Consider the following 21,665-nt stretch of genomic DNA (forward strand, 5'->3'; position numbering starts at 1 on the left):
GGTTGGCCGCCTTTCCAGTCAGGTGATCGCCTGCTTCTGCAGCTCCACCAGCTCTGCGATGCCGTTCTTGGCGAGATGCATCAGGGTGGAAAATTCCTCTTCGCTGAAGGGCGTGCCTTCCGCGGTTCCCTGGATCTCGACGATGCCGCCCTTGCCGGTCATGACGAAGTTGGCGTCGGTCTCGGCGGATGAATCCTCGAGATAGTCGAGGTCGATCACCGGCTGGCTGGCGAAGATACCGCAGGAAATGGCGGCGATATGATCCTTGAGCACACGCTCGACCTTGATCATGTTGCGGCTTTCCATCCACTTCAGGCAGTCGTAGAGAGCGATCCAGGCGCCGGTAATCGAGGCTGTGCGCGTGCCGCCATCGGCCTGGATGACGTCGCAGTCGATGGTGATCTGACGTTCACCAAGCTCCTTCAGGTCAACGACGGCGCGCAGCGACCGGCCGATGAGACGCTGGATTTCCTGGGTGCGGCCGCCCTGCTTGCCGACGGCGGCTTCGCGCTTCATGCGTTCGCCCGTGGCGCGCGGTAGCATGCCGTACTCGGCGGTGACCCAGCCCTTGCCGCTGTTGCGCAGCCATGGCGGCGTCTTTTCTTCCAGGCTTGCCGTGCAGAGCACATGCGTATCGCCGAACTTGACCAGGCACGAGCCTTCCGCATGCTTGGAAAAATTGCGCTCGAACGATACCTTGCGCATCTGATCGGTTTTTCTGCCTGAAGGCCGCATTCTACTCTCCTGAACGTTTATCGACCGCTTCTACGATCCACCGGCGGCTTTTGCAAAGGAAAAGCAGGCTGAAAGGCCCGGATATGACGGTGTTGGCATTTTTCCCTTTTGCCAATGCTAACTGAATGATTATATTTTAACGGAGGTTCAACAGAAGGGGTCTGACAGCGAAATGGGGTTCACGACATCGTCGGTTACGGATGCCATTGCAGCGCTGGACGAACGCTCGAAAGAAATTTTCCGTCGCATCGTCGAAGGCTATCTTGAAAATGGCGAGCCGCTCGGCTCGCGCAATCTTTCGCGCCTGCTGCCGATGTCGCTGTCGCCGGCCTCCGTGCGCAACGTCATGAGCGATCTGGAAGAGCTTGGCCTGATCTATTCGCCGCATATCAGCGCCGGCCGCCTGCCGACGCAGGTGGGCCTGCGTTTCTTCGTCGATGCCTTCATGCAGGTCGGCGATCTCTCGGCCGAGGACCGCGCCACCATCGACCGGCAGGTGCGTGGCAGCAATCGCGACCAGCCGATGGAATCGGTGATGACCGAGGCGAGCCGCATGCTCTCGGGCATTTCGCGCGGTGCCGGGCTGGTGATCACCTCGAAGAACGACCCGATATTGAAGCATGTGGAATTCATCCGCCTGGAGCCGACCAAGGCGCTTGCCGTGCTCGTCGGCGATCATGACCAGGTGGAAAACCGCATTATTGAGCTGCCGGCCGGCATCACCTCGTCGCAGTTGACGGAAGCCGCGAATTTCCTCAACGCCCACATGACCGGCCAGACCCTGCCGGATCTGCGCAAGCAGTTGCTGACCCTCAAGGAGAGCGTGCGCCACGAACTTGATACGCTGTCGCATGAACTGGTCGAGCGCGGCATCGCCGTCTGGTCCGGTGGCGAGGATGAGGGCAAGCCGACGCAGTTGATTGTGCGCGGCCGCGCCAATCTGCTCGCCGAAGTGGGCGGCGCCGAGGATCTCGACCGGCTGCGCCTGCTGTTCGACGACCTTGAAAAGAAGGACAGCCTGATCGAGATCCTAAACCTGGCCGAAAGCGGGCCGGGCGTACGCATCTTCATCGGCTCGGAAAACAAGCTTTTCTCGCTCTCCGGCTCGTCGCTGATCGTCGCGCCCTATCGCGATGACGACGACCGCATCATCGGCGCCGTCGGCGTCATCGGTCCGACACGGCTGAATTATGCCCGCATCGTGCCGATGGTGGACTATACCGCCCAGCTGTTTTCAAGGATGTCCCGGCCTGGGCTTTAACGGAAAGCGCCTAGTCGGGAAGCAAGGTTCCCGATCCACCCATTTCCGCCGGCATGTCCTTTTGCTTTGGCAGGCCGTCCCTCAGGTGCAACACAGTGTTTTCGTAGTTGACATGAAACGCCGGCTGAAAGTCGAATGTCGGAATGATGGCGGCGTAGACGTCGGTTACACCCCACAAAGGATGCTCGGTCAGCAGATGACCGCCGCAGGTCGTGCACCATTTGCGCACACTCGTTTCGCTTCTCTGGTAACTGCCGACATGATCGGCACCCTTGGAGACGTGGACGGCGTTCGGTGGCCAGAGCGAGAAGGCGTTGATCGGCCCCGCCGACCATTCCCGGCAGGAGTCGCAATGGCAATAGCCCATTGCCACCGGTTCACCACTGACTGCGATTTCCACCGCGCCACAGAAACATTTGCCCGAATGGGATTTGTTGTTGGACATGGATCATACCTCCCGCTGCGTTGAAAAGGCACTAATTATACCGGGAAAGGACCGCAGAGAGTAGAGGCCTCAACGCGGGAGGCGTTCTCACCCGACTGGTATTCGTACAAATACGGCTGGATTGCCGGGAATCGGCTGTTCTTCGCGACAAAGCCTTGATTTTTTCCGGCCAAACCTCGATATCGGGCACATTCAAAAGACAAACAATTCGGAGACCGTCATGATCGACGAAACAACGAAAACCGGACCTGACGCCACGGCGGCCGACCTCGAGCAAGATGTCGCGGAAACCGTGGAAACGACGGCTGAATCTCAAGAGCCGGATCCGGTCGAGCTGCTGAAGGCCGAAAATAGCGATTTGCGCGATCGCTACCTGCGCCTTGCCGCCGACATGGACAATCTACGTCGTCGTACCGAGCGCGACGTCAAGGATGCCAAGTCCTATTCCGTCGCCGGCTTTGCCCGCGACATGCTTGCCGTGTCGGACAATCTGCGCCGCACGCTGGACGCCATTCCGGCGGAACTCCGCGACGATGCCGGCCTGAAGACGCTGATCGAAGGCGTGGAGATGACCGAGCGTTCCATGCTGTCGGCGCTGGAGCGCCATGGCGTGCGCCAGATCGAGCCGGTCGGCCAGAAGTTCGATCCCAACTTCCATCAGGCGATGTTCGAAGTGCCGAACCCGGAAGTGCCGAACAATACCGTCGTGCAGGTGGTGCAGGCCGGCTTTGTCATCGGCGAGCGTGTTCTGCGCCCGGCCATGGTCGGCGTCGCCAAGGGCGGCCCGAAGGTCGCCGAGATTTCCGAGCCGGGTGCCAACAGCCCGTTCGACGAAAAAGACGCCTGAGTTTCAAAAGACATATCAAAACAGCAAGGGCCGGATGATCTTCCATCATCCGGCCCTTGCTGTTTAGCGTTCTGAATTCCGCTCACGCGGCGTTGGATGCCTGTTCCTCGTTGAGGAAGGCGTAGATCGCCGAGGCGGAATCCGTGGCCCGCAGCTTGGCGACGAGATCCTGGTCGCGCAGGACGCGCGCAATGCGCGACAGCGCCTTGAGATGGTCAGCGCCGGCGCCCTCGGGGGCGAGCAGCAGGAAGACGAGATCGACGGGCTGGTCATCCAGCGCCTCGAAATCGACGGATGCTTCCAGGCGCGCGAAAATGCCGATGATGGACTTGATGCTATTGAGCTTGCCGTGCGGGATGGCAATGCCGTTGCCGACGCCGGTGGAGCCCAGGCGCTCGCGCTGCAGCACGACGTCGAAGATTTCGCGTTCGGGCAGTCCGGTCAACTTGGAGGCCTTGGCTGCCAGCTCCTGAAGCAGTTGTTTCTTGGAATTTGCCCTCAAGGCGGGGATGATCGCATCTTGGTGCAGCAAATCTGCCAATGCCATTCTCTTTATCCTTCGTGTCGCCGAGATCCGATGACGGAGGAGCGGCGGCGGCCTGACATGGTGCAGGGCCGCCACTCATCTTCTTTCCTCAGCTTTTGATATTGGCTGCGTCGATCCAGCCAATGTTGCCGTCCTGACGACGGTAAACGATGTTCAAATGTTCCTTGCCGGGGCTGCGGAAGAGCAGCAACGGCTCGTCGGTCATATCGAGCGCCATCACGGCGGTCGCGACCGACATGGTCTTTAGCTGTTTCGTGCTTTCGGCGACGATCGCCGGCGCGAAATCGGCCGCAATTTCCTCGTCGTCATCCGACATGCCGTCCATGACTGTATAGGCGACTTCGATATGCCCATTCCCATGGCTGCCGGCCTGATGATCCTTCAGTTTGCGCTTATAGCGGCGCAGGCGCTTCTCGATGCGTGCGGACGCCGCGTCAAACGCCAGTTGCGGGTCCATCGCTTCTCCGGCGGCATGCAGAACGACGCCACTGTCGAGATGAAGCTTGCAATCGGCTGCGAAGCGGGAACTGGATTTCTGTACCGTCACATGGCCTGAATACCCCCCGTCGAAGTATTTCGTCACGGCCATACCGATCTGGTCTTCAATCCGCTGGCGGAAGGAGTCACCAATTTCCATATGTTTACCGGAGACACGCACACTCATGGAGTTTCCCTTCTTGTCGTGGTTATTGCGCGTACCAGTTTACGCCAAGCCTCAAGCTCATCCAAGCACTTCACGCGGTCAAAGACAAATTGCGTTTATCAGGCGCCTTTTAGGATGATGGGGATAAGTTCATGACGGCGCCGTGCTGCACCGATTGCGGCGGGCTTCTAGCCCCGCCATATTGGAAAGTCAACTGCGTCTTAACGGTCCGTTAGGGAGTCTGCAATCTTGGCTTGAATTTGGACAATCGCTAAAAGTTGGCGACTTTCGCAATTGCACGCTTCTCCCGGCGGCGCTGCACGGACGAGGGGATGTTCATCGCCTCGCGGTATTTTGCAACTGTCCGGCGAGCTAGCTCTATGCCGCCCTTCTTCAGTGTGTCGACGATATCATCATCGGAAAGCACGGTCTCCGGACTTTCGCGCGAGATCAGCAGGCGGATCTTGTGACGCACCGCTTCGGCGGAATGGCTATCGCCGCCTTCGACGGCGCTGATCGAGACGGTGAAGAAATATTTGAGCTCGAACAGGCCGCGCGGCGTCAGCATGTATTTGTTCGAGGTCACGCGGCTCACGGTCGACTCGTGCATCTTGATGGCATCCGCCACGGTCTTCAGATTGAGCGGCCGCAGATGATCGACACCGTGTATCAGGAAAGCGTCCTGTTGCCGGACAATCTCGCTCGCCACCTTCATGATCGTCTTGGCGCGCTGATCCAGGCTGCGGGTCAGCCAATTGGCGTTCTGCAGACATTCCGACAGGAAGGCATGGTCCTGGCTCGTCTTGGTAACGGAGGCGAAATAGGACTGGTTGACGAGAACGCGGGGCAGCGTGTCGGGGTTGAGTTCCACCAGCCAGCTCCCGTCGGAGGCGGCGCGTACGACGATATCGGGCGTAATCGCCTCGGATATGCCGGTCTCGAAGCCGCTGCCGGGCTTGGGATTCAGCTGGCGGATTTCCCCCATCATGTCGAGCAGGTCTTCCTCGTCGACGCCGCAGAGACGCTTCAGTGTCGCGAAATCGCGGCGGGCAAGAAGCTCGAGGTTCTGGATCAGCCGTTCCATGGCCGGATCGAAACGATCCCTTTGCCGGAGCTGGATCGCCAGGCACTCGCTGAGGGAGCGGGCGAAGACACCGGGAGGGTCGAGCTGCTGCAATACGCCAAGCACGCGCTCGACATCACCCACTGTCGTGCCGAGGCGCTCCGCGATCTCGCGCAGGTCAACCTGCAGATAGCCGCAGTCGTCGAGTTGGTCGACAAAATGCTGGGCGATCAGCCGATCGGCCATGACGGGCAGGGAAAAGGGGATCTGTTCGTTGAGGTGGTCGCGCAGCGAGACCTGGCCGGCGACGAAATCGTCGAGATCGTAGCTTTCGCCGGCCTCGCCGCCAGGCATGGATTTCCACTGGCTCAAGAGCTCGGGCGCATCGGCGCGCTGCGGGGCGGCGTCGTCGACATTGCTGAAATTGGTGTCGAGCTCATCGTTCAGCCGGTCGGCATGACCGGTATTCTCGCTCTCGTACCAATCGCTCTTCAGGTCGCCGCTGTTGCGGTCGGAACTGTCGTCGCCACGGTTTTCGTCCGTGGCGTCGTAGCGCTCATCCTTGGTCCCGCGGTCGTTGTTGCTGCCTATATCCTCGTCATTTGACGTAAATTCGAGCAGTGGATTCTTTTCGACTTCCTGGGCGATGAACTGGGTGAGCTCAAAATGCGTCATCTGCAGCAACTGGATGGATTGCATCAGTTGCGGTGTCATCACCAGGCTTTGGCTTTGGCGCAGGAAAAGATTGGCCGATAATGCCATGGCGGACGCGGGACTCCCCTTGATCTTTTCGAAAGTCCGCGTTTTTTTAGAAAAAAAGCCGCAAACTTCCAACTGGCCCAAAAATTGCTTTTTTATTGGGTTTGGTCAAGCGGAACTGTCGCGGGAAGATGAATTTCCGGAGCGCTCAGCCGTTTGGCAACGCGAGAATACGCTCCGGTCCAGTCCTAGCCTATCAAAGGCTGAAATTATCGCCAAGATAGAGTTTGCGTACTTCTGGATTGCTGACGATATCGTTGGCCCTGCCATGCGTCAGCACTTCGCCGGCATGGATGATGTAGGCACGGTCGATCAGGCCAAGCGTTTCGCGGACGTTATGGTCCGTGATCAGTACGCCGATACCGCGCGCGGTCAGATGATGCACGAGATTCTGGATATCGGCGACCGAGATCGGGTCGACGCCGGCAAAGGGTTCGTCGAGCAGCATGAAGGTCGGATCGGTCGCCAGTGCGCGGGCAATTTCCAGACGCCGCCGCTCACCACCGGACAGCGCGATCGCCGGCACCGTGCGCAAATTGCGGATGTGGAATTCCTCAAGCAGTTCGTCGATCTTGTGTTCCCGCTTCTTCTTGTCCTTTTCGTGGACTTCGAGCACGGCGCGGATGTTCTCTTCCACCGTCAGGCCACGAAAGATCGAGGCTTCCTGTGGCAGATAACCGACGCCAAGACGGGCGCGACGATACATCGGCATCGAGGTGACATTGTTGCCGTCGATCTCGATGGTGCCCTCATCGACGGGCACCAGCCCTGTGATCATGTAGAAACAGGTCGTCTTGCCAGCGCCGTTCGGCCCCAGCAGGCCGACAGCCTCGCCACGCCGCACGACAAGCGAGACGCCGTTGACGACGCGGCGCCTACCGTAGGTTTTGGTGAGGCCACGCGCGATCAGGGTACCCTGATAACGCGCCTTATCGGCGGTCGGTGAACCGGATGCCGCGGTGGGCAACCCGGTCGTGCCGGGTAAGGGGGAGGTTGTCGATGTCGTCACGAGCTGGCCAGAATCAATTCTTTTTTTGCTGTTGCTGCTGCACTTGCTGCGACTTCGGATCGAGCTGAATCTGGACGCGGCCACCGCAGGCATCCAGTTGCGCTTCGCCCGTCGCCATGTGCACGGTCAGCTGGCAGCCGGTAAAAACATTCGGCCCATCGGTCAAAACGACCTTCTGGCCCTTGAGGACTGCAAGCTGGTTGGTCATGTCGAAGGAGCCGTCATCCGCTGTCGCCGTCTGTGTGCCGGAGACGAGGTAGACTTTGTTGGTGACCAGAATGTGGTCGATGTTGGCGTCGCCGGAGACCAGCGACTGGTTCTGTTCCTTGGCGGCTTTTGCGACCGGATTGTCGGCCGCCGTCTTGGCGTCGGCGTCGGTGGGCTGCTTCTTCTTGTAGAAGACAGTCATCTTGCCGGCCTGCATCGTCGTCGTGCCCTGGACAACCTTGACGTTGCCGGTAAAGACCGCCTGGCTCTCCGCGTCATGGATTTCCAGCTTGTCGCTTTCGATCTGAATCGGCTGATCGCTGGAAAGGGCGAGGCCGGGCATCTTGCTCGTCGTTGTCTGGGCGTCGGCTGCGGCTGCCGCAAAAAACGCCAGCGCACTGAGCGCGCACATAAGACCAGCCTTGCGCAGGTCGGAGTTAAAAAGTGAGTGTCGCCAATCGTTTGTCATGAACCGCCCGGCCGTTGTTCGCTAGCTTTGTTGTGGAGTGTGGTCGGATCAATATTCATCCGAACCTGCCCATCGAATTCGATTACGCTCCCCTTATCCGTCATCTTGATCGACTGCGCAACAACCGACATGCCGCCTCTGTAGATTGCAACCTGATCCTGGCTGGAGAGGTCGCCTTTCTTGACATCGAGGAAGGCGGTTCGAAATTCCGCGCGCAAACCATTGTCCATCAGGATGGTAAAGGGGTCGGTGAGTTTCAGTGTGTCGGCCTGGCGGTCGAAATCCGCGCTCTCCGCCGTCACATGCGCGATCACGTCGTTGTTGACCGGCATGGAGGCCTTGATGGACTTGAGCGTGATCATGTTCGGATTTTTGATATCCTGCAGAGCCTTCTCGGCGAGCATGGAATAATTGATGCCGTCCTTGTTGCGGCCGGCAATCGCCGGACGTTCCATCACGACCTTGCCGTCTTCTATCCTCGCACCCTCGATCTGGATATTTTCCGGCAGATAGGCGCGCACCAGCGAAACGGCGATGAAGATCAACGAGACGATCAGCGCGGCCAGCGGGAGGAATATCTTCAGCTTCCGCACGCGCGTGGAATGAAAGATCGCGTCCTTATACGCGTTCCTTTCCAGCTCGGAGCCGATTGCCTGGCCGGTGGTCTCGATAGTATTGAGCATGCAATAGGTCCGTGTTCTCTGATCCGGAAAACCACATTGGGTTATGCACAGACTGTGCCAACAAGCCCGCCGGATCGTTTCGCATTATTGCATTGGCTTGCCAATATGGATTTTTTTCTGCGCCTGATGAAATTTAGCAGAAAAACATAATGGGTGCCTGTTTCATCGGATCGGGTGGCGCCCTATCTGACGAAGCACTGGACAAAAGTCCCGATATATAATTTCGAAAAACGTGGCCAGCATACTCACGAAGGATTGCGCCCGTTTCAAGGTATCATATATCCGGTTGTAGCATGCCCAGTTTACAACAAGGGGAGAGATAAGGCGTCATGGACAGTTCTGCAATCGCAGACAGGCGGCAATTGCGCCGCAAGCTTGGTTTTTGGCGCATCATCGCCGTTCTTCTCCTGGTGGCACTTGGTTTTGCTCTGTATCGTTTCTTTGCTGCCGACTTGCCGGATGCACGCGGGCCGCAGATCGCCCGGGTCACTATTTCCGGCATCATCCGCGATGATGACGATCTTTTGGAGCGGCTGAAGAAGATCAAGGACAATGATCAGGTCAAGGCGCTGATCGTGTCGATCTCGTCGACCGGCGGCACGACCTATGGTGGCGAACGGATCTTCAAGGCCATCCGCGCCGTCGCCGCCAAGAAGCCTGTCGTCTCCGATATACGCACCGTGGCGGCGTCCGCCGGCTATATGATCGCCACTGCGGGCGACGACATCGTCGCGGGCGACACCTCGATCACCGGTTCGATCGGCGTCATCTTCCAGTATCCGCAGGCGAAAGACCTGCTCGACAAGCTCGGCGTCTCGCTGGAAGACATCAAGTCGTCGCCGATGAAGGCCGAGCCGTCGCCTTTTCATCCGCCGAGCGAAGATGCCAAAAACATGATCCGAAGCATGGTGATGGACAGCTACGGCTGGTTCGTCGATCTTGTCGCCGATCGCCGCAAGCTGCCGCGCGAGGAGGTGCTGAAGCTTGCCGACGGCAGCATTTTCACCGGTCGTCAGGCGTTGCAGAACAAGCTGATCGATACGCTCGGCGGCGAGGACGAAATCCGTGCCTATCTTGATACGCGCAAGGTCAAGAAAGACCTGCGGATCGTCGATTGGAAGGCCGAGGACAAAACTTCGTCCTTCTTTTGGCCGGCCGCTGCTTCCCGGTTGCTAAATCTCTTCGGTTATGATGATTTTGTGAAGGGAGAGGATCTCCAGAAAATAATGACCGAGAAGTTGTTTCTTGACGGCCTGCTTTCTGTTTGGCAGGGTGCAGCCAATTGATAAATCAATGATTTAAGGGGGCAAACCGTGATCAAGTCGGAATTGGTGCAGATTGTTGCGGCTCGTAACCCGCATCTCTATCACCGCGACGTCGAAAATATCGTCAACGCTGTCCTCGACGAGATCACAGATGCGCTCGCCGCCGGTAACCGGGTGGAGCTACGCGGCTTCGGCGCTTTCTCCGTCAAGAACCGTCCTTCGCGCTCCGGTCGCAACCCACGCACCGGCGACACCGTGTTCGTCGAGGAAAAATGGGTTCCGTTCTTCAAGACGGGCAAGGAGCTGCGTGAACGCCTCAATCCTGGCGCTGGCGACGAAGACGACGACGACAGCTAACAGTCGCTTCCGACCGAAATCCCCCATGGTTATCCATGGTGGACATCATCGTGCCGCAACCTGGCGGCACTTGAACTCAGCCCAGTCTTTCTTATTCTGCGGCTAGAGGCGATACGAGTGCGTTGCACGAAGGCGTCGGGATACAGGAGCGTGCGCAATGACCAAGAAGATCATCAATTTGCTGATATTGCTGCCGCTCGGCATCATCCTGATTGTCTTCTGCGTCGCCAACCGGCAAGCCTCCACGCTTGCTCTCAATCCGTTCAGGCCCGAGGACCAGGTGCTGTCGCTGCACGCACCGCTTTTCGTGCTGCTATTTGTCGCACTGATCCTCGGCATGGTGGTTGGCGCGGCAGTCACCTGGGTCAATCAGGGTAAATACCGCAAGCGTGCCCGCAATCAGTCGCGCGAAGCCGTGCGCTGGCAGGCGGAGGCAGATAAGCATCGCAGCCGCGCCGAGCAGATCGCCGGCCAACTTCCCTCGAAGTGATTATTCACTTCTGAGCTGCATGTCCTTGTAGTCGCCCTCCGGCGATGCGCCATCGCCGACGATTTCGAAGCCGATGGCGCGGTAGAAGGCGATAGCACGCGTATTTCTCACCAGGCATTTCAGCCGGTAGCGCCGCCTGGGCCATTCCGGCAGGGCGGAAAGCAATGCCCTGCCGGCGCCGCTGCCCTGAAACGCCGGCAGAATATAGAGCATATGGATGAAATTATCCGGTTCCCATAGCGTCAGGAAGCCGGCAATCATCCCATGCTCGTCCTCGCAGACGAGAATGCGCTCGCCTTGCGTATGCGCGGCGAAATCCTCCCGATGGAATCGCACGGGATCGACCCAGATAAAGGTCTGGCGGCGCACGCCGAGATAGATCTCGGCGAGACTGTCCGTGTCCTGCTCGCGTGCCGGTCGAATGGTCCAGTGGCTTGTCTCAGACATCATGAGCGATCTTCAAGAGAGCAGGGCGATGCCCGCAATCAGGCGCTGGCCTGGCCATTGATGGCGGCGGTGAAGTCGGTGAAAAACTGCTGCGCCAGTTTCTTGGCGCTGGAATCGACCAGCCGCGAACCGAGCTGGGCGATCTTGCCGCCAACCTGGGCTTTCGCCGCATATTGCAGGATCGTCTCGTCGCCGTCCTCCTTGAGAACCACATCCGCCCCGCCCTTGGCAAAACCGGCAATGCCGCCCTTTCCTTCTCCGGAGATCGTATAGCTCTCCGGCGCGTTAATGTTGGAGAGCGTCACTTCGCCATTGAAGGAGGCGGAGACCGGGCCGATCTTCAATTTCACCGTTGCTGTCAGCTGGGTCGGCGAAATTCTCTCCAGGCTCTGGCAGCCGGGAATGCATTGCTTGAGAATGTCAGGGTCGTTCAGCGCGGCCCACACCGCATCCCGCGGCGCGGCAATCCGTTCTTCGCCGGTCATATCCATGCGCAATCCTCCCAATCTGACATTTTGTCCCGGGATCATCGCAGATCGGAAAGCGCTTTGCCAAGTGGCGGCCAGATGCTATTTGCACGCACATATCAATTTTGAGACAAGCATGGTGAAACACAGGGAAAGCCGGCCCGGCCAGAGAGCCGCGGGCGGCGCGAGCGCAAAATCCCCAAGGGATGCCAGGCGTGACACGCCGATCAAGGCCGGCAAGCCACCGGCAAAGCCCGCACGCGATACCGGCCCAAGGCCGGCGGCGGTTGCGCGCGACCGTGGCGAGCGAATGGCGGAGCCGCGCGATACGGCGCCTGTTCTGGCAGCACCGGAACGCCCGATGATCGCCCGCAGCGGCGAGCGTCCGGTCGAGCGCGTGCCCGTCATCCTCGAATCGATGGGCGCCGGCGATTTCCACCTGATCGACACCGGCAACGGGCTGAAGCTCGAGCAATATGGTCCTTACCGCATCGTGCGGCCCGAGGCGCAGGCGCTGTGGCAGCCGTCGCTTCCTGCCCATATCTGGGACAATGCCGATTCGATCTTCACCGGTGACACTGATGAGGACGGCATGGGCCGCTGGCGGTTTCCGCGCGAGGTGCTCGGCGAAACCTGGCCACTGAAATTGCTCGGCGTCGATTTCCTTGGCCGCTTCACCGCCTTTCGCCATGTCGGCGTCTTCCCGGAGCAGATCGTCCACTGGGCCTGGATGAAACAGCAGGTCGAAGCTGCGAACCGGCCGCTGAAGGTGCTGAACCTCTTTGGCTATACCGGCGTTGCCTCGCTGGTCGCCGCCGCTGCCGGCGCCGAGGTCACCCATGTCGACGCCTCGAAGAAGGCGATCGGCTGGGCGCGGGAAAACCAGGCGCTCGGCCGCATGGAAAAGCTGCCGATCCGCTGGATCTGCGAAGACGCCATGAAGTTCATCCTGCGTGAGGAACGGCGTGGCAACACATACGACATCATCCTCACCGACCCGCCGAAATTCGGCCGTGGCCCGAACGGCGAGGTCTGGCATCTCTTCGAGCACCTGCCGTTGATGCTCGATATCTGCCGCGAGATCCTGTCGCCTAGGGCGCTTGGCCTGGTGCTGACGGCCTATTCCATCCGCGCCAGCTTCTATTCGATCCATGAGCTGATGCGCGAAACGATGCGCGGCGCTGGCGGCGTCGTCGAATCCGGCGAACTGGTCATCCGCGAGGCCGGCCTTGACGGCAAAACGCCGGGCAGGGCGCTTTCCACATCTCTCTTCAGCCGCTGGGTGCCGAAATGAACCAGGACTACAGAAACGACGGCCCCCGCAAGGTCGGACAGGTCAAGGAGGTCACCTCGCTTGCCAATCCGATCATCAAGGACATCAAGGCGCTGACCAACAAGAAGTCGCGTGAGGAAAGCGGTGCTTTCCTGGCGGAAGGCTTGAAGCTGGTCATCGATGCGCTCGAACTCGGCTGGACCATCCGCACGCTGGTTTACGCCAAGGCCGCCAAGGGCAAGCCGCTGGTCGAGCAAGTCGCCGCCAAGACCGTCGCCGCCGGCGGGCTGGTACTCGAAGTCAGCGAAAAGGTCATTGCCTCCATCACCCGTCGTGACAATCCGCAGATGGTAGTCGGCATCTTCGATCAGCGTTGGCGGCCGCTTAGGGACGTCAGGCCGAAAGCCGGCGAGACCTGGGTGGCGCTCGATCGTGTGCGCGATCCCGGCAATCTCGGCACCATCATCCGCACGGCCGATGCAGCCGGCGCGTCGGGCGTGATCCTTGTCGGCGAGACGACCGATCCCTTTTCGCTGGAAACCGTGCGCGCCACCATGGGCTCGGTCTTCGCCGTTCCCGTCGTCAAGGCGACGCCGGAAGAGTTTCTGGCTTGGAAGAAGACGGCCGGTGTCGCCGTCGTTGCCACGCATCTGGCCGGCGCGGTCGACTACCGCACGATCGATTACAAGAAGAAGCCCGTCGTGCTCCTGATGGGCAACGAGCAGTCCGGCCTGCCGGATGCCCTGGCGAAGGAGGCCGATGCGCTTGCCCGCATCCCGCAGGCCGGCCGCGCCGACAGCCTCAACCTGGCAGTGGCGACGGCGGTGATGCTGTTCGAAGCCCGCCGCCATCTTCTCACCCTCAGCGAGACACGATGACCGACAGCGAGATAAACAAACAGGCCGCCGCCAAGCCCGCATTGTTTTCCCGGCCCCTGCCGATCCTGATTTTCATCGTCATCGCCGTCATCCTTGATCAGGCCGTGAAGATCATGGTCGATCACTGGCTGCCGCTGCAGGAGATGGTGCCGGTCATTCCGATGCTGGCGCTCTACCGCACTTACAATCTCGGCGTCGCCTTCTCGATGCTGTCGGGCATGGATGGCTGGTTCATCGTCGGCATGCGGCTCGTCATCGTCGCCTTCGTGATCTGGCTGTGGCGGCGTACGCCCAGCCATCGCTGGCTCGCCCATCTCGGTTTTGCCCTGATCATCGCTGGCGCGCTCGGCAACCTGATCGACCGGTTTCTCTACGGCCATGTGATCGACTACGTTCTCTTCCACACGGAAACATGGTCCTTCGCGGTCTTCAATCTCGCCGACAGCTTCATCACCATTGGGGCCGGCTGCGTCATTCTGGACGAGCTTCTCTCGCCAAAAAAGGCAGACGCTTAAAATTCTAGCGAATCCCTGAAGGCATCGGGAAGAGTGCGCGTGTTAGCAAACGGGCATGAGCACTCTGGCAAACCTGCAGGAAAAGCTTGTCGCCGCCGTCACCGACGACCAAACCGGGCCGCGTGAACGGCCGGTCATCGACGCGCCTCGCCTGGACGCCGATCCGATCGGGATTTTGACGCCAGTTGAACAGGACATATCCGCTCCCCCCTTTTTTTCTCAATGGCTGCAACGCAATTGGCTGAACGGCGGCGGCCTGCTCGCCGGTGTGGCGCTGCTGTTGGTCGGCTATGCCGGAGGCCTGCTGGCGCTTGCCGGCCTGCTGGGCCTGATGGCCCTGGCAATCGTAGTTGCTGGCGTCGCTGCGAAGCGGAAGACCGGTCGCAAGACCATAGCCGACGTACCGCCGCTCAGCGAGCACGAGCATGACCGCCTGTGGGAGAGCAATGAGAGCACCAGCCTGTTCGCCACCATCCATGATGCGCTCGGCGATATCACGGTCACGCGCTGCATCGAGCGCCGCATCATCCATGCCAACGCGACGTTCCGCAGGCTGACCGGCAAGGCCAACCCGGAGGGCCTGACGCTGGAAGAAGCCGGGCTCGTCTTTCGCGCGGTCACGGCATCGCAGCGCCAGGACGCCGAGATTTCCACGCCGGAAGGCCCGCGCATCTTTGCCTGGCACGATGTCATGTTTCGCGATCCGGTCTCGGGCAGGCTCAGCATCCAAAGCGTCGCCCGTGACGTGACCGAGGAGCGGCAGGCCGCGCGCCTGCGCGAGGATGCACGGCTGAAGGCCGAGTACAATAGTGCAGCCAAATCGCGGCTGCTTGCCACCGTCAGCCACGAGATCCGCACGCCCCTGTCGGGCATTCTCGGCATGAACCATCTGCTGGCTCAGACGCCGCTGACGCTGGAGCAGGCCAATTACCTGACCGGCATCCGCCAGTCCGGCAATGCGCTGGTACAGCTGGTCGAAGATCTCCTGGATTTCTCGACGATCGAAGTCGGCCGCTTTCAGCTTCGACCGCGCGCCGAGGCGCTGCGGCCGCTGCTCGAAGGTGTCGTCGAAATGCTCGCCCATCGCGCCCACGAGAAGGGCATCGAGATTGCCGCTACGGTTTCGGCCGATGTTCCCGAGACCATGGAATTCGATCCGGCCCGGCTGCGTCAGGTCCTGTTCAACGTCATCGGCAATGCCGTGAAGTTCACCCAGGCGGGCGGCGTGCTCATTCGCGCCGGCCTTGATGGCGGCGATCTGTTGATCTCGGTCAGGGATAGTGGACCGGGCATGACCGGGGAGGAGCAGGCGCGCATCTTCGGCGAGTTCGAACAGGCCGGCAATGTGCTGGACAGAAGCGCCGGCACGGGGCTCGGGCTTGCGATCTCCGCCCGCATCCTGCGCGAATTCGGTGGCGCGCTGAGCGTCGCCAGCGAGCGGGGCGACGGCAGCGAATTCACCATCCGCTTTCCCGTGTCCCTGGTCACTGGTGAGGATGCGCCCGACAGGCGGGACGATCTGCTCAAGAGATCCCGCATCCTGCTGCTGGCGCCGGAAGGGGCGGCAAGTACGGCGATCGCTCAGACCATCCGCACGCTCGGTGGCCACTGCCGCCTGATCGGTCCGGACGACGTCGGAAACCTTTCCCAATCCGCGCCCGAGGGCGAAGACGGGCCATTGACGGATCTGATCGTCGATCATCGCATGGCGCCATGGTATTTCCGTGAGGGAAACGAATTGTCTGCCTCCGGCCTGCGCAAGATCTTCCTCGTCAATCCGGAGGAGCGCAACACGCATCCGCTTGATCTTTTCGACGCCTGGCTGATCCGGCCGCTGCGCGAGCAATCGCTGATCGATGTTTTGAGCGGCCGCATGCGCGGCATGGAGAAGCGGGATGCCCTGATCGACAATCCGCCCGGTTTCGGTCTGATAACGCCGGAAGCAACGGATATGTCCTTTAATGTCCTGCTCGGCGAGGACGATCCCGTTAATGCCATGCTGGTGCGTGCCATGCTCGCCAAGGCCGGACACAAGGTTCGCCTCGTCGAGGATTTCACCGGCCTGCTTGCCCGCATGGAAAAGGGCGAGAACCGGCCCGATATCATCGTCACCGATCTCACCATGCCCGGCGGCGACGGCGTGACGGTGCTTGCGCAATTGCGGGCGCAGGAGCGCCGGGCCGGTCTTTCGCCTCTGCCCGTGATCGTGCTGACCGCGGACAGCCGCGACGCCATACGTCGTCAGGTGCTGCTGGCTGGAGCCGATGCCGTCATTGTCAAGCCGGTCGATCCGCAGCGCCTCATCGGCACGGTGCAAAACCTGTCGAAGATCGCTCTCGAACGCGCCTGGACCGAATAATCTGATTGCGAATCAACGTTTCTCTTCCTTCGCTTATTTAAGTTAAATCTTACCCTAAAGCCGCGTGGCGCTATTCGATGAACGTCCCCGGAAGTTGGGGACTTCCCGCTTATTAGATATTTGCAACAGGCACGCTTCTTGCTTTTCGCGAGGCGCCATGTCACTTTCCTGTCGCAAGAATTTGCTTTATGGCGCTATATCAACCTGCAGAAGGGGGGAGGCGTCATGTCCATCGAAATTTTGAATCGCGAAGCTCAGGGCGAAATGGTTCAGTCTTCAAAGGCGACGATCGCACCGGTTGCAAGCGATGTGTTCGGTCGCATCGGAAATCTAGAAACCCGCCTTGCTCGCACGGCGCGGGAAATTGACGCCGCTCAGGCCGTTCGCTATCGCGTTTTCGTCGAGGAGATGAACGCGCAGTTGCCGGCTGACGCCATGCGTCGCCAGCGCGACGTCGATAGCTATGATTCGATCTGCGACCATTTGCTGGTGCTCGACCAGTCGCTGGAAGGCGATACGGAAGACCAGATCGTCGGCACCTACCGTCTGTTGCGGCAGGAAGTGGCCATGGCGAATGGCGGCTTTTACTCCTCGTCGGAATTCGACATCGGCGCGCTTATGGCCCGCCATCCCGACAAGCAGTTCATGGAACTCGGCCGCTCCTGCGTGCTGCCGGCCTATCGCAACAAGCGCACCGTCGAACTGCTGTGGCAGGGGAACTGGGCCTATGCGGTGAAGCATGGCATGGGCGCCATGTTCGGTTGCGCCTCTTTCCCCGGCGTTCGTCCGGAGCAGCATGCGCTGGCCCTGTCGTTCCTTTATCACAACGTCGTCGCCAAGGACGAATGGACCGTCGGCGCGTTGCCGTCGCTCGCGCGCACCATGGACCTGATGCCGGTCGAGGCTATCAATTCCAAGAAGGCGCTGATGGCGCTGCCGCCCTTGATCAAGGGTTACTTGCGCCTCGGCGCCATGGTCGGCTCCGACGCTGTCGTCGACCATGCCTTCAACACGACGGACGTGCTGATCGTCCTGCCGATCGCCAGCATTTCGGATCGCTACGTCAACTACTACGGTGCAGCGACCGGCCGGTTCGCGAGCTGATCGGCGCAAGCCTCACCCGCTCGGTAACCGCCGAACATCAGGGAATAGCGAAAATATCGATTTCATCCGTGATACCGCGGAGCGAGACGTGATGGGACACCGGCTTCAGGTCATGCATCGTCAGGAATTCGGCGGCGCGGGGATTGTCGAGTACCGAGCCGGTCGCGAATATTTCGCGCGATGTCGCCAAATGCTGCACGCGAGAGGCGATGTTGACCGTCTGTCCAAAATAGTCCTGCCGCTCGTTCAGACTGACCGCGATGCACGGCCCCTCGTGGATTCCGATTTTTAGAAGCAGGTCGTCGTTGCCGCGTTCGCTATTCAGCGTGATCATGGCCTCTCGCATCCGCATGGCCGCGACCAATGCCCGGTCCGGAGTGGGGAAGGTTGCCATGACAGCGTCGCCAATGGTTTTCACGACCGCGCCTGCTTCAGCGCCTACGATCTCGTGCAGGATGCTGAAATGGGTTCTGACCAGATCGAAAGCGGCGAGGTCGCCGACCCTTTCGTACAGCTCCGTCGAACCGCGCAGGTCGGTGAAGAGAAAGGTGAGGCTGGTGATCTTCAGCCGCTGGTTCACGTCGATCGTATCCGTGCGATAGATATCGCGGAAGGTCTGGTTGGAGAGCAGTTGCTTGGCGGTCAGGAATGGGCGGCGGCGGCTGAGAAGGGCATGAAGCGCGTCGTTGGCCACGCAGATTGATGGCAGCGCGCGGACCTCCGTGTGATTCTCCATCAGGATGCGTAGGGGTCCGGGGCGTAGGGTGATGGGTTCGCCGTGCCGATGCAGGCGGTCGAAGACGAGCGAAACGGTCTGCCGCTCTTTCGACGGCTCGCCTTTGACATCGAGGAATTGCGCCGCGTGGGTAACCGGCTCGAAGATGATGACGAACTCCGCCGGCAATTGCAGCGATACGACGGCTTTCTCTCCGGCGGGCAGCTCCAGCGACTCTAGTATGAACTCGTCGACCTTCGCCTCATAACCCTCATCTGGAAGATCGACACCGGAACCCCAATAGATCTGGCGAAAATATTCGAGGGGCGGCAGCTCGTGCGGATTGTGTGCTTCGATGTGGCGCACGCGGGGACTGATGGTAAAGGTGACCTCGACCATCTCATCGAGCGTCGGCTCATAGCCGGCCGCGCAAAGCGCGCAGCTATAGGTATCGCTCTGTACTGTTTTCAGCGAGGTATTGGCGTCCAGCACTCCACCGCAACCGGGGCAGAGAACATTCCACGATATCTCGAACAGGCCGAGGCGGGATGCATGCAGGAAGGCATTGATGGTTTGCTCTTCGTCGAAGTCGTTTTCGGCTGCGAAGGCAAGGGCGTTCACGCGGTTGAGCTTGCGGTCGGGTGCCTCAAGGACGAGCCGCTCGATAGCGTCGACAATATCTGGCCGCGCTGAATGGCGCAGCACTCCGAACAGGGACCGAGCCTCACTCATCCATCTATTCTACACCGAATTGAGGCGGCGGCCATCGTCTTTCTTTGACCGCCGGCCCTCCGATGTGGGTTCCCGGCTACGACCCAGCGCCATAGGCGGCAATCGCCGCCATATTGACGATGTCCGAATCCTTCGCGCCCATCGAGGTGATCTGCACCGGCTTGTCGAGGCCGACGAGCAGCGGGCCGATGACGGTGGAGCCACCGAGTTCCTGCAGCATCTTGGTGGAGATCGCGGCGGAGTGGAAGGCCGGCATGACAAGCACATTGGCGGGACCGGAGAGGCGGGAAAAGGGATACTGGCTCTCCATGATCTTGCGGTTCAGCGCGACGTCGGCGGCCATTTCGCCATCGAACTCGAAATTGACATAGCGCTTGTCGAGGATGCTGACGGCTTCTCGCACCCGCTCGGAGCGTTCGCCCGAGGGATGGCCGAAAGTGGAATAGGCGAGCATGGCGACGCGTGGTTCATAGCCCATGCGCCGGGCGAAGCCGGCGGCCTCCTCGGCGATGTCGGCCAGTTCCTCGGCCGTTGGCATGTCGTGCACGGCGGTATCAGCGACGATGACGGTGCGGCCGCGCGCAAGCACCAGCGACACGCCGACGACCCGGTGCCCCGGCTTGGCGTCAATGCAGCGGCGCACGTCCTCGAGTGCTGTCGAATAATTACGCGTCACTCCGGTCACCATGCCGTCGGCATCACCGAGCGCCACCATGCAGGCGGCGAAGTGATTGCGGTCGTTGTGGATCAGGCGCGTCACATCGCGGTGCAGATAGCCTTTGCGCTGCAGCCGGGCATAGAGATAGTCGATATAGGCATCCACCCGCTTGGAAATGCGGGCATTGACGATTTCGAGGCCGGGCCGGTTGAGATCGATCCCGGCGCGCTCGGCGGTAGCGTGGATCAGGTCCTCGCGACCGAGCAGGATGGCGGTGCCCAGCTCCTGGTTGGCATAGGATAGCGCGGCGCGCATGACCTGTTCTTCTTCCGCTTCGGCAAAGACGATGCGCTTTGGATGCCGGCGGACGCGTTCGTAAAGTTGCGCCAGCGTCGAGGCGATCGGGTCGCGCCGGGCCGAGAGTTCGCGCGCATAGGCGGCCATGTCGGGTATGGCGCGACGGGCGACGCCGCTCTCGATCGCCGCTTGCGCCACGGCAACCGGGATTGCCGAGATCAGACGCGGATCGAAGGGTACGGGGATGATGTATTGCGCGCCGAAGCGCGGTCTCGCACCCTGGTAGGCGGCGACCACATCGTCCGGTACGTCTTCGCGGGCGAGGTTCGCCAAGGCCCTGACAGCGGCAATCTTCATTTCATCGTTGATCGTCGAGGCGCGGACATCAAGCGCGCCGCGGAAGATGTAGGGGAAGCCGAGGACGTTGTTGACCTGGTTCGGATAGTCCGAGCGCCCGGTTGCCATGATGGCATCGTCGCGGATGCGGGCGACTTCCTCCGGCGTGATTTCCGGATCGGGATTGGCCATGGCGAAGATGATCGGCCTGTCGGCCATGGAACGGATCATCTCGGCGGAGAAGGCACCCTTCTGCGACAGGCCGAGAACGACATCGGCGCCCTGCATCGCTTCTTCCAGTGTCCGCTTGTCGGTTTTCACCGCATGCGCCGATTTCCACTGGTTCATGCCTTCGCTGCGGCCCTGATAGATCACGCCCTTGGTGTCGCAGAGCACGACGTTTTCCGGATTGAAGCCCATCGCCTTGATCAGCTCGACGCAGGCGATCGCTGCGGCACCCGCGCCATTGCAAACGAGCTTGGTGGTCTTGAGGTCACGGCCGGTCAGTTCCAGCGCGTTGATCAGGCCGGCGGCGGCGATGATGGCGGTGCCGTGCTGGTCGTCGTGGAAGACGGGGATATCCATCAGTTCGCGCAGGCGCTGTTCGATGATGAAGCAGTCGGGCGCCTTGATGTCCTCGAGGTTGATGCCGCCGAAGGAGGGGCCGAGATAGCGCACGCAATTGATGAACTCGTCGACATTTTCGGTGTCGATTTCGAGATCGATCGAATCGACGTCGGCAAAGCGCTTGAAGAGAACGGCCTTGCCTTCCATGACCGGCTTGGAGGCAAGCGCCCCCAGATTGCCAAGGCCGAGGATGGCAGTGCCGTTGGAGATGACGGCCACCATATTGCCGCGCGCCGTATAGTCGTAGGCTGTCGCCGGATCGGCGGCGATCGCCTTCACGGGAACGGCGACACCGGGCGAATAGGCGAGCGAAAGATCGCGCTGCGTCGCCATCGGTTTTGTCGGGTTGATCTCAAGCTTGCCGGGGCGGCCCTGCTTGTGGAAGTCGAGTGCTTCCTGATCGGTGATCCCCGTTCCCGGACGCGGCGTGCTGTTGGTGTCAGGCATGTTTCCTCCAAACCTCCTGTGGGCGACCGG

Annotated in this window: 22 protein-coding genes; 10 read left to right on the forward strand and 12 right to left on the reverse strand. The window is 60.5% G+C overall.

Going from position 1 to position 21,665, the window contains the following annotated elements; genetic code table 11:
• Positions 1-18 precede the first annotated feature (18 nt).
• Entirely contained in the window at positions 19-735 is a 717-nt protein-coding gene (gene rph / locus EX00_RS18975) for a ribonuclease PH (RefSeq protein WP_047461227.1), read from the reverse strand.
• Positions 736-907: 172 nt separating this feature from the next.
• Here rph and hrcA point away from each other — a divergent pair, with 172 nt between their 5' ends.
• Entirely contained in the window at positions 908-1,996 is a 1,089-nt protein-coding gene (gene hrcA / locus EX00_RS18980; RefSeq protein WP_047461230.1) for a heat-inducible transcriptional repressor HrcA, read from the forward strand.
• A gap of 10 nt (positions 1,997-2,006) precedes the next feature.
• On the opposite strand, the gene EX00_RS18985 is transcribed toward hrcA, so the two are convergent.
• Positions 2,007-2,441 carry a GFA family protein gene (locus EX00_RS18985; RefSeq protein WP_047461233.1) on the reverse strand — a complete coding sequence of 145 codons (435 nt, stop codon included), beginning with the start codon at positions 2,439-2,441 and terminating at the stop codon, positions 2,007-2,009.
• A 220-nt stretch (positions 2,442-2,661) separates the two neighbouring features.
• Between EX00_RS18985 and grpE the strand changes: the two genes are divergently transcribed.
• A complete protein-coding gene (gene grpE, locus EX00_RS18990) occupies positions 2,662-3,288 on the forward strand; it encodes a nucleotide exchange factor GrpE (RefSeq protein ID WP_047461236.1) in 627 nt (208 codons plus the stop codon).
• Positions 3,289-3,370: 82 nt separating this feature from the next.
• Here grpE and ptsN read toward each other — a convergent pair whose 3' ends face one another.
• From ptsN to lptC, 6 genes are all read right to left on the reverse strand, one after another.
• Positions 3,371-3,835: a PTS IIA-like nitrogen regulatory protein PtsN gene (ptsN, locus tag EX00_RS18995; protein WP_007695322.1), complete on the reverse strand. Its 465-nt coding sequence runs from the start codon at positions 3,833-3,835 to the stop codon at positions 3,371-3,373.
• An 88-nt stretch (positions 3,836-3,923) separates the two neighbouring features.
• Entirely contained in the window at positions 3,924-4,499 is a 576-nt protein-coding gene (gene hpf / locus EX00_RS19000) for a ribosome hibernation-promoting factor, HPF/YfiA family (protein WP_047461240.1), read from the reverse strand.
• A gap of 250 nt (positions 4,500-4,749) precedes the next feature.
• Entirely contained in the window at positions 4,750-6,303 is a 1,554-nt protein-coding gene (gene rpoN, locus EX00_RS19005; RefSeq protein ID WP_047461242.1) for an RNA polymerase factor sigma-54, read from the reverse strand.
• 193 nt (positions 6,304-6,496) lie between these two features.
• Positions 6,497-7,267, reverse strand: a complete 771-nt coding sequence (gene lptB / locus EX00_RS19010) for an LPS export ABC transporter ATP-binding protein (protein ID WP_052210795.1) — start codon at positions 7,265-7,267, stop codon at positions 6,497-6,499.
• 55 nt (positions 7,268-7,322) lie between these two features.
• On the reverse strand, positions 7,323-7,985 hold the full coding sequence (locus EX00_RS19015) for an LptA/OstA family protein (RefSeq protein WP_047461247.1): 663 nt from the start codon (positions 7,983-7,985) through the stop codon (positions 7,323-7,325).
• Positions 7,982-8,668, reverse strand: a complete 687-nt coding sequence (gene lptC / locus EX00_RS19020) for an LPS export ABC transporter periplasmic protein LptC (protein WP_047461248.1) — start codon at positions 8,666-8,668, stop codon at positions 7,982-7,984. The genes EX00_RS19015 and lptC overlap by 4 nt, the downstream gene beginning before the upstream one ends.
• 329 nt (positions 8,669-8,997) lie before the next feature.
• Here lptC and sppA point away from each other — a divergent pair, with 329 nt between their 5' ends.
• The 3 genes from sppA (at position 8,998) to EX00_RS19035 (ending at position 10,780) form a co-directional block, all read left to right on the forward strand.
• Positions 8,998-9,954: a signal peptide peptidase SppA gene (gene sppA, locus EX00_RS19025; RefSeq protein ID WP_047461255.1), complete on the forward strand. Its 957-nt coding sequence runs from the start codon at positions 8,998-9,000 to the stop codon at positions 9,952-9,954.
• Between the two features lie 27 nt (positions 9,955-9,981).
• A complete protein-coding gene (locus tag EX00_RS19030; protein WP_047461258.1) occupies positions 9,982-10,290 on the forward strand; it encodes an integration host factor subunit beta in 309 nt (102 codons plus the stop codon).
• Positions 10,291-10,447: 157 nt separating this feature from the next.
• Positions 10,448-10,780: a lipopolysaccharide assembly protein LapA domain-containing protein gene (locus tag EX00_RS19035; RefSeq protein WP_047461261.1), complete on the forward strand. Its 333-nt coding sequence runs from the start codon at positions 10,448-10,450 to the stop codon at positions 10,778-10,780.
• On the opposite strand, the gene EX00_RS19040 is transcribed toward EX00_RS19035, so the two are convergent.
• Positions 10,781-11,230 carry a GNAT family N-acetyltransferase gene (locus EX00_RS19040; RefSeq protein ID WP_047461265.1) on the reverse strand — a complete coding sequence of 150 codons (450 nt, stop codon included), beginning with the start codon at positions 11,228-11,230 and terminating at the stop codon, positions 10,781-10,783. It lies immediately after the preceding gene.
• Positions 11,231-11,265: 35 nt separating this feature from the next.
• Positions 11,266-11,718, reverse strand: a complete 453-nt coding sequence (locus EX00_RS19045; RefSeq protein WP_047461268.1) for an SRPBCC family protein — start codon at positions 11,716-11,718, stop codon at positions 11,266-11,268.
• 115 nt (positions 11,719-11,833) lie between these two features.
• Here EX00_RS19045 and EX00_RS19050 point away from each other — a divergent pair, with 115 nt between their 5' ends.
• The 5 genes from EX00_RS19050 (at position 11,834) to olsB (ending at position 17,823) form a co-directional block, all read left to right on the forward strand.
• A complete protein-coding gene (locus EX00_RS19050) occupies positions 11,834-12,988 on the forward strand; it encodes a class I SAM-dependent methyltransferase (protein ID WP_404944026.1) in 1,155 nt (384 codons plus the stop codon).
• Positions 12,985-13,845: a TrmH family RNA methyltransferase gene (locus EX00_RS19055; protein ID WP_047461273.1), complete on the forward strand. Its 861-nt coding sequence runs from the start codon at positions 12,985-12,987 to the stop codon at positions 13,843-13,845. Before EX00_RS19050 ends, EX00_RS19055 begins: the two co-directional genes overlap by 4 nt.
• Entirely contained in the window at positions 13,842-14,360 is a 519-nt protein-coding gene (gene lspA, locus EX00_RS19060) for a signal peptidase II (protein WP_047461276.1), read from the forward strand. Before EX00_RS19055 ends, lspA begins: the two co-directional genes overlap by 4 nt.
• Positions 14,361-14,415: 55 nt before the next feature.
• Positions 14,416-16,719 (forward strand): ATP-binding protein, encoded by a 2,304-nt coding sequence (locus EX00_RS19065; RefSeq protein ID WP_047461279.1) that lies wholly within the window; start codon positions 14,416-14,418, stop codon positions 16,717-16,719.
• Between the two features lie 225 nt (positions 16,720-16,944).
• The gene (olsB, locus tag EX00_RS19070) at positions 16,945-17,823 is read left to right on the forward strand and encodes a l-ornithine N(alpha)-acyltransferase (protein ID WP_047461869.1); all 879 of its coding nucleotides are present in this window, start codon (positions 16,945-16,947) and stop codon (positions 17,821-17,823) included.
• Between the two features lie 37 nt (positions 17,824-17,860).
• Here olsB and EX00_RS19075 read toward each other — a convergent pair whose 3' ends face one another.
• Both EX00_RS19075 and EX00_RS19080 read right to left on the reverse strand, forming a co-directional pair.
• Entirely contained in the window at positions 17,861-19,270 is a 1,410-nt protein-coding gene (locus tag EX00_RS19075; protein ID WP_047461282.1) for an adenylate/guanylate cyclase domain-containing protein, read from the reverse strand.
• A 76-nt stretch (positions 19,271-19,346) separates the two neighbouring features.
• On the reverse strand, positions 19,347-21,635 hold the full coding sequence (locus EX00_RS19080) for an NADP-dependent malic enzyme (RefSeq protein ID WP_047461290.1): 2,289 nt from the start codon (positions 21,633-21,635) through the stop codon (positions 19,347-19,349).
• Between the last annotated feature and the right edge of the window lie 30 nt (positions 21,636-21,665).

Origin of the sequence: Martinezella rhizogenes, assembly GCF_000799715.1 — a bacterium.
GTDB classification, from domain to species: Bacteria; Pseudomonadota; Alphaproteobacteria; order Rhizobiales; family Rhizobiaceae; genus Rhizobium; species Rhizobium rhizogenes_C.

What these genes read in the sequence shown, in the direction of transcription:
- EX00_RS19015 (WP_047461247.1), bottom strand. Translation starts at nt 7,985, where the DNA reads ATGACAAACGATTGGCGACACTCACTTTTTAACTCCGACCTGCGCAAG.
- rph (WP_047461227.1), bottom strand. Translation starts at nt 735, where the DNA reads ATGCGGCCTTCAGGCAGAAAAACCGATCAGATGCGCAAGGTATCGTTC.
- EX00_RS19075 (WP_047461282.1), bottom strand. Translation starts at nt 19,270, where the DNA reads ATGAGTGAGGCTCGGTCCCTGTTCGGAGTGCTGCGCCATTCAGCGCGG.
- EX00_RS19080 (WP_047461290.1), bottom strand. Translation starts at nt 21,635, where the DNA reads ATGCCTGACACCAACAGCACGCCGCGTCCGGGAACGGGGATCACCGAT.
- EX00_RS19040 (WP_047461265.1), bottom strand. Translation starts at nt 11,230, where the DNA reads ATGATGTCTGAGACAAGCCACTGGACCATTCGACCGGCACGCGAGCAG.
- hpf (WP_047461240.1), bottom strand. Translation starts at nt 4,499, where the DNA reads ATGAGTGTGCGTGTCTCCGGTAAACATATGGAAATTGGTGACTCCTTC.
- olsB (WP_047461869.1), top strand. Translation starts at nt 16,945, where the DNA reads ATGTCCATCGAAATTTTGAATCGCGAAGCTCAGGGCGAAATGGTTCAG.
- EX00_RS19045 (WP_047461268.1), bottom strand. Translation starts at nt 11,718, where the DNA reads ATGGATATGACCGGCGAAGAACGGATTGCCGCGCCGCGGGATGCGGTG.
- EX00_RS19065 (WP_047461279.1), top strand. Translation starts at nt 14,416, where the DNA reads ATGAGCACTCTGGCAAACCTGCAGGAAAAGCTTGTCGCCGCCGTCACC.
- hrcA (WP_047461230.1), top strand. Translation starts at nt 908, where the DNA reads ATGGGGTTCACGACATCGTCGGTTACGGATGCCATTGCAGCGCTGGAC.
- sppA (WP_047461255.1), top strand. Translation starts at nt 8,998, where the DNA reads ATGGACAGTTCTGCAATCGCAGACAGGCGGCAATTGCGCCGCAAGCTT.
- lptC (WP_047461248.1), bottom strand. Translation starts at nt 8,668, where the DNA reads ATGCTCAATACTATCGAGACCACCGGCCAGGCAATCGGCTCCGAGCTG.
- grpE (WP_047461236.1), top strand. Translation starts at nt 2,662, where the DNA reads ATGATCGACGAAACAACGAAAACCGGACCTGACGCCACGGCGGCCGAC.
- EX00_RS19035 (WP_047461261.1), top strand. Translation starts at nt 10,448, where the DNA reads ATGACCAAGAAGATCATCAATTTGCTGATATTGCTGCCGCTCGGCATC.
- ptsN (WP_007695322.1), bottom strand. Translation starts at nt 3,835, where the DNA reads ATGGCATTGGCAGATTTGCTGCACCAAGATGCGATCATCCCCGCCTTG.
- EX00_RS18985 (WP_047461233.1), bottom strand. Translation starts at nt 2,441, where the DNA reads ATGTCCAACAACAAATCCCATTCGGGCAAATGTTTCTGTGGCGCGGTG.
- rpoN (WP_047461242.1), bottom strand. Translation starts at nt 6,303, where the DNA reads ATGGCATTATCGGCCAATCTTTTCCTGCGCCAAAGCCAAAGCCTGGTG.
- lspA (WP_047461276.1), top strand. Translation starts at nt 13,842, where the DNA reads ATGACCGACAGCGAGATAAACAAACAGGCCGCCGCCAAGCCCGCATTG.
- EX00_RS19055 (WP_047461273.1), top strand. Translation starts at nt 12,985, where the DNA reads ATGAACCAGGACTACAGAAACGACGGCCCCCGCAAGGTCGGACAGGTC.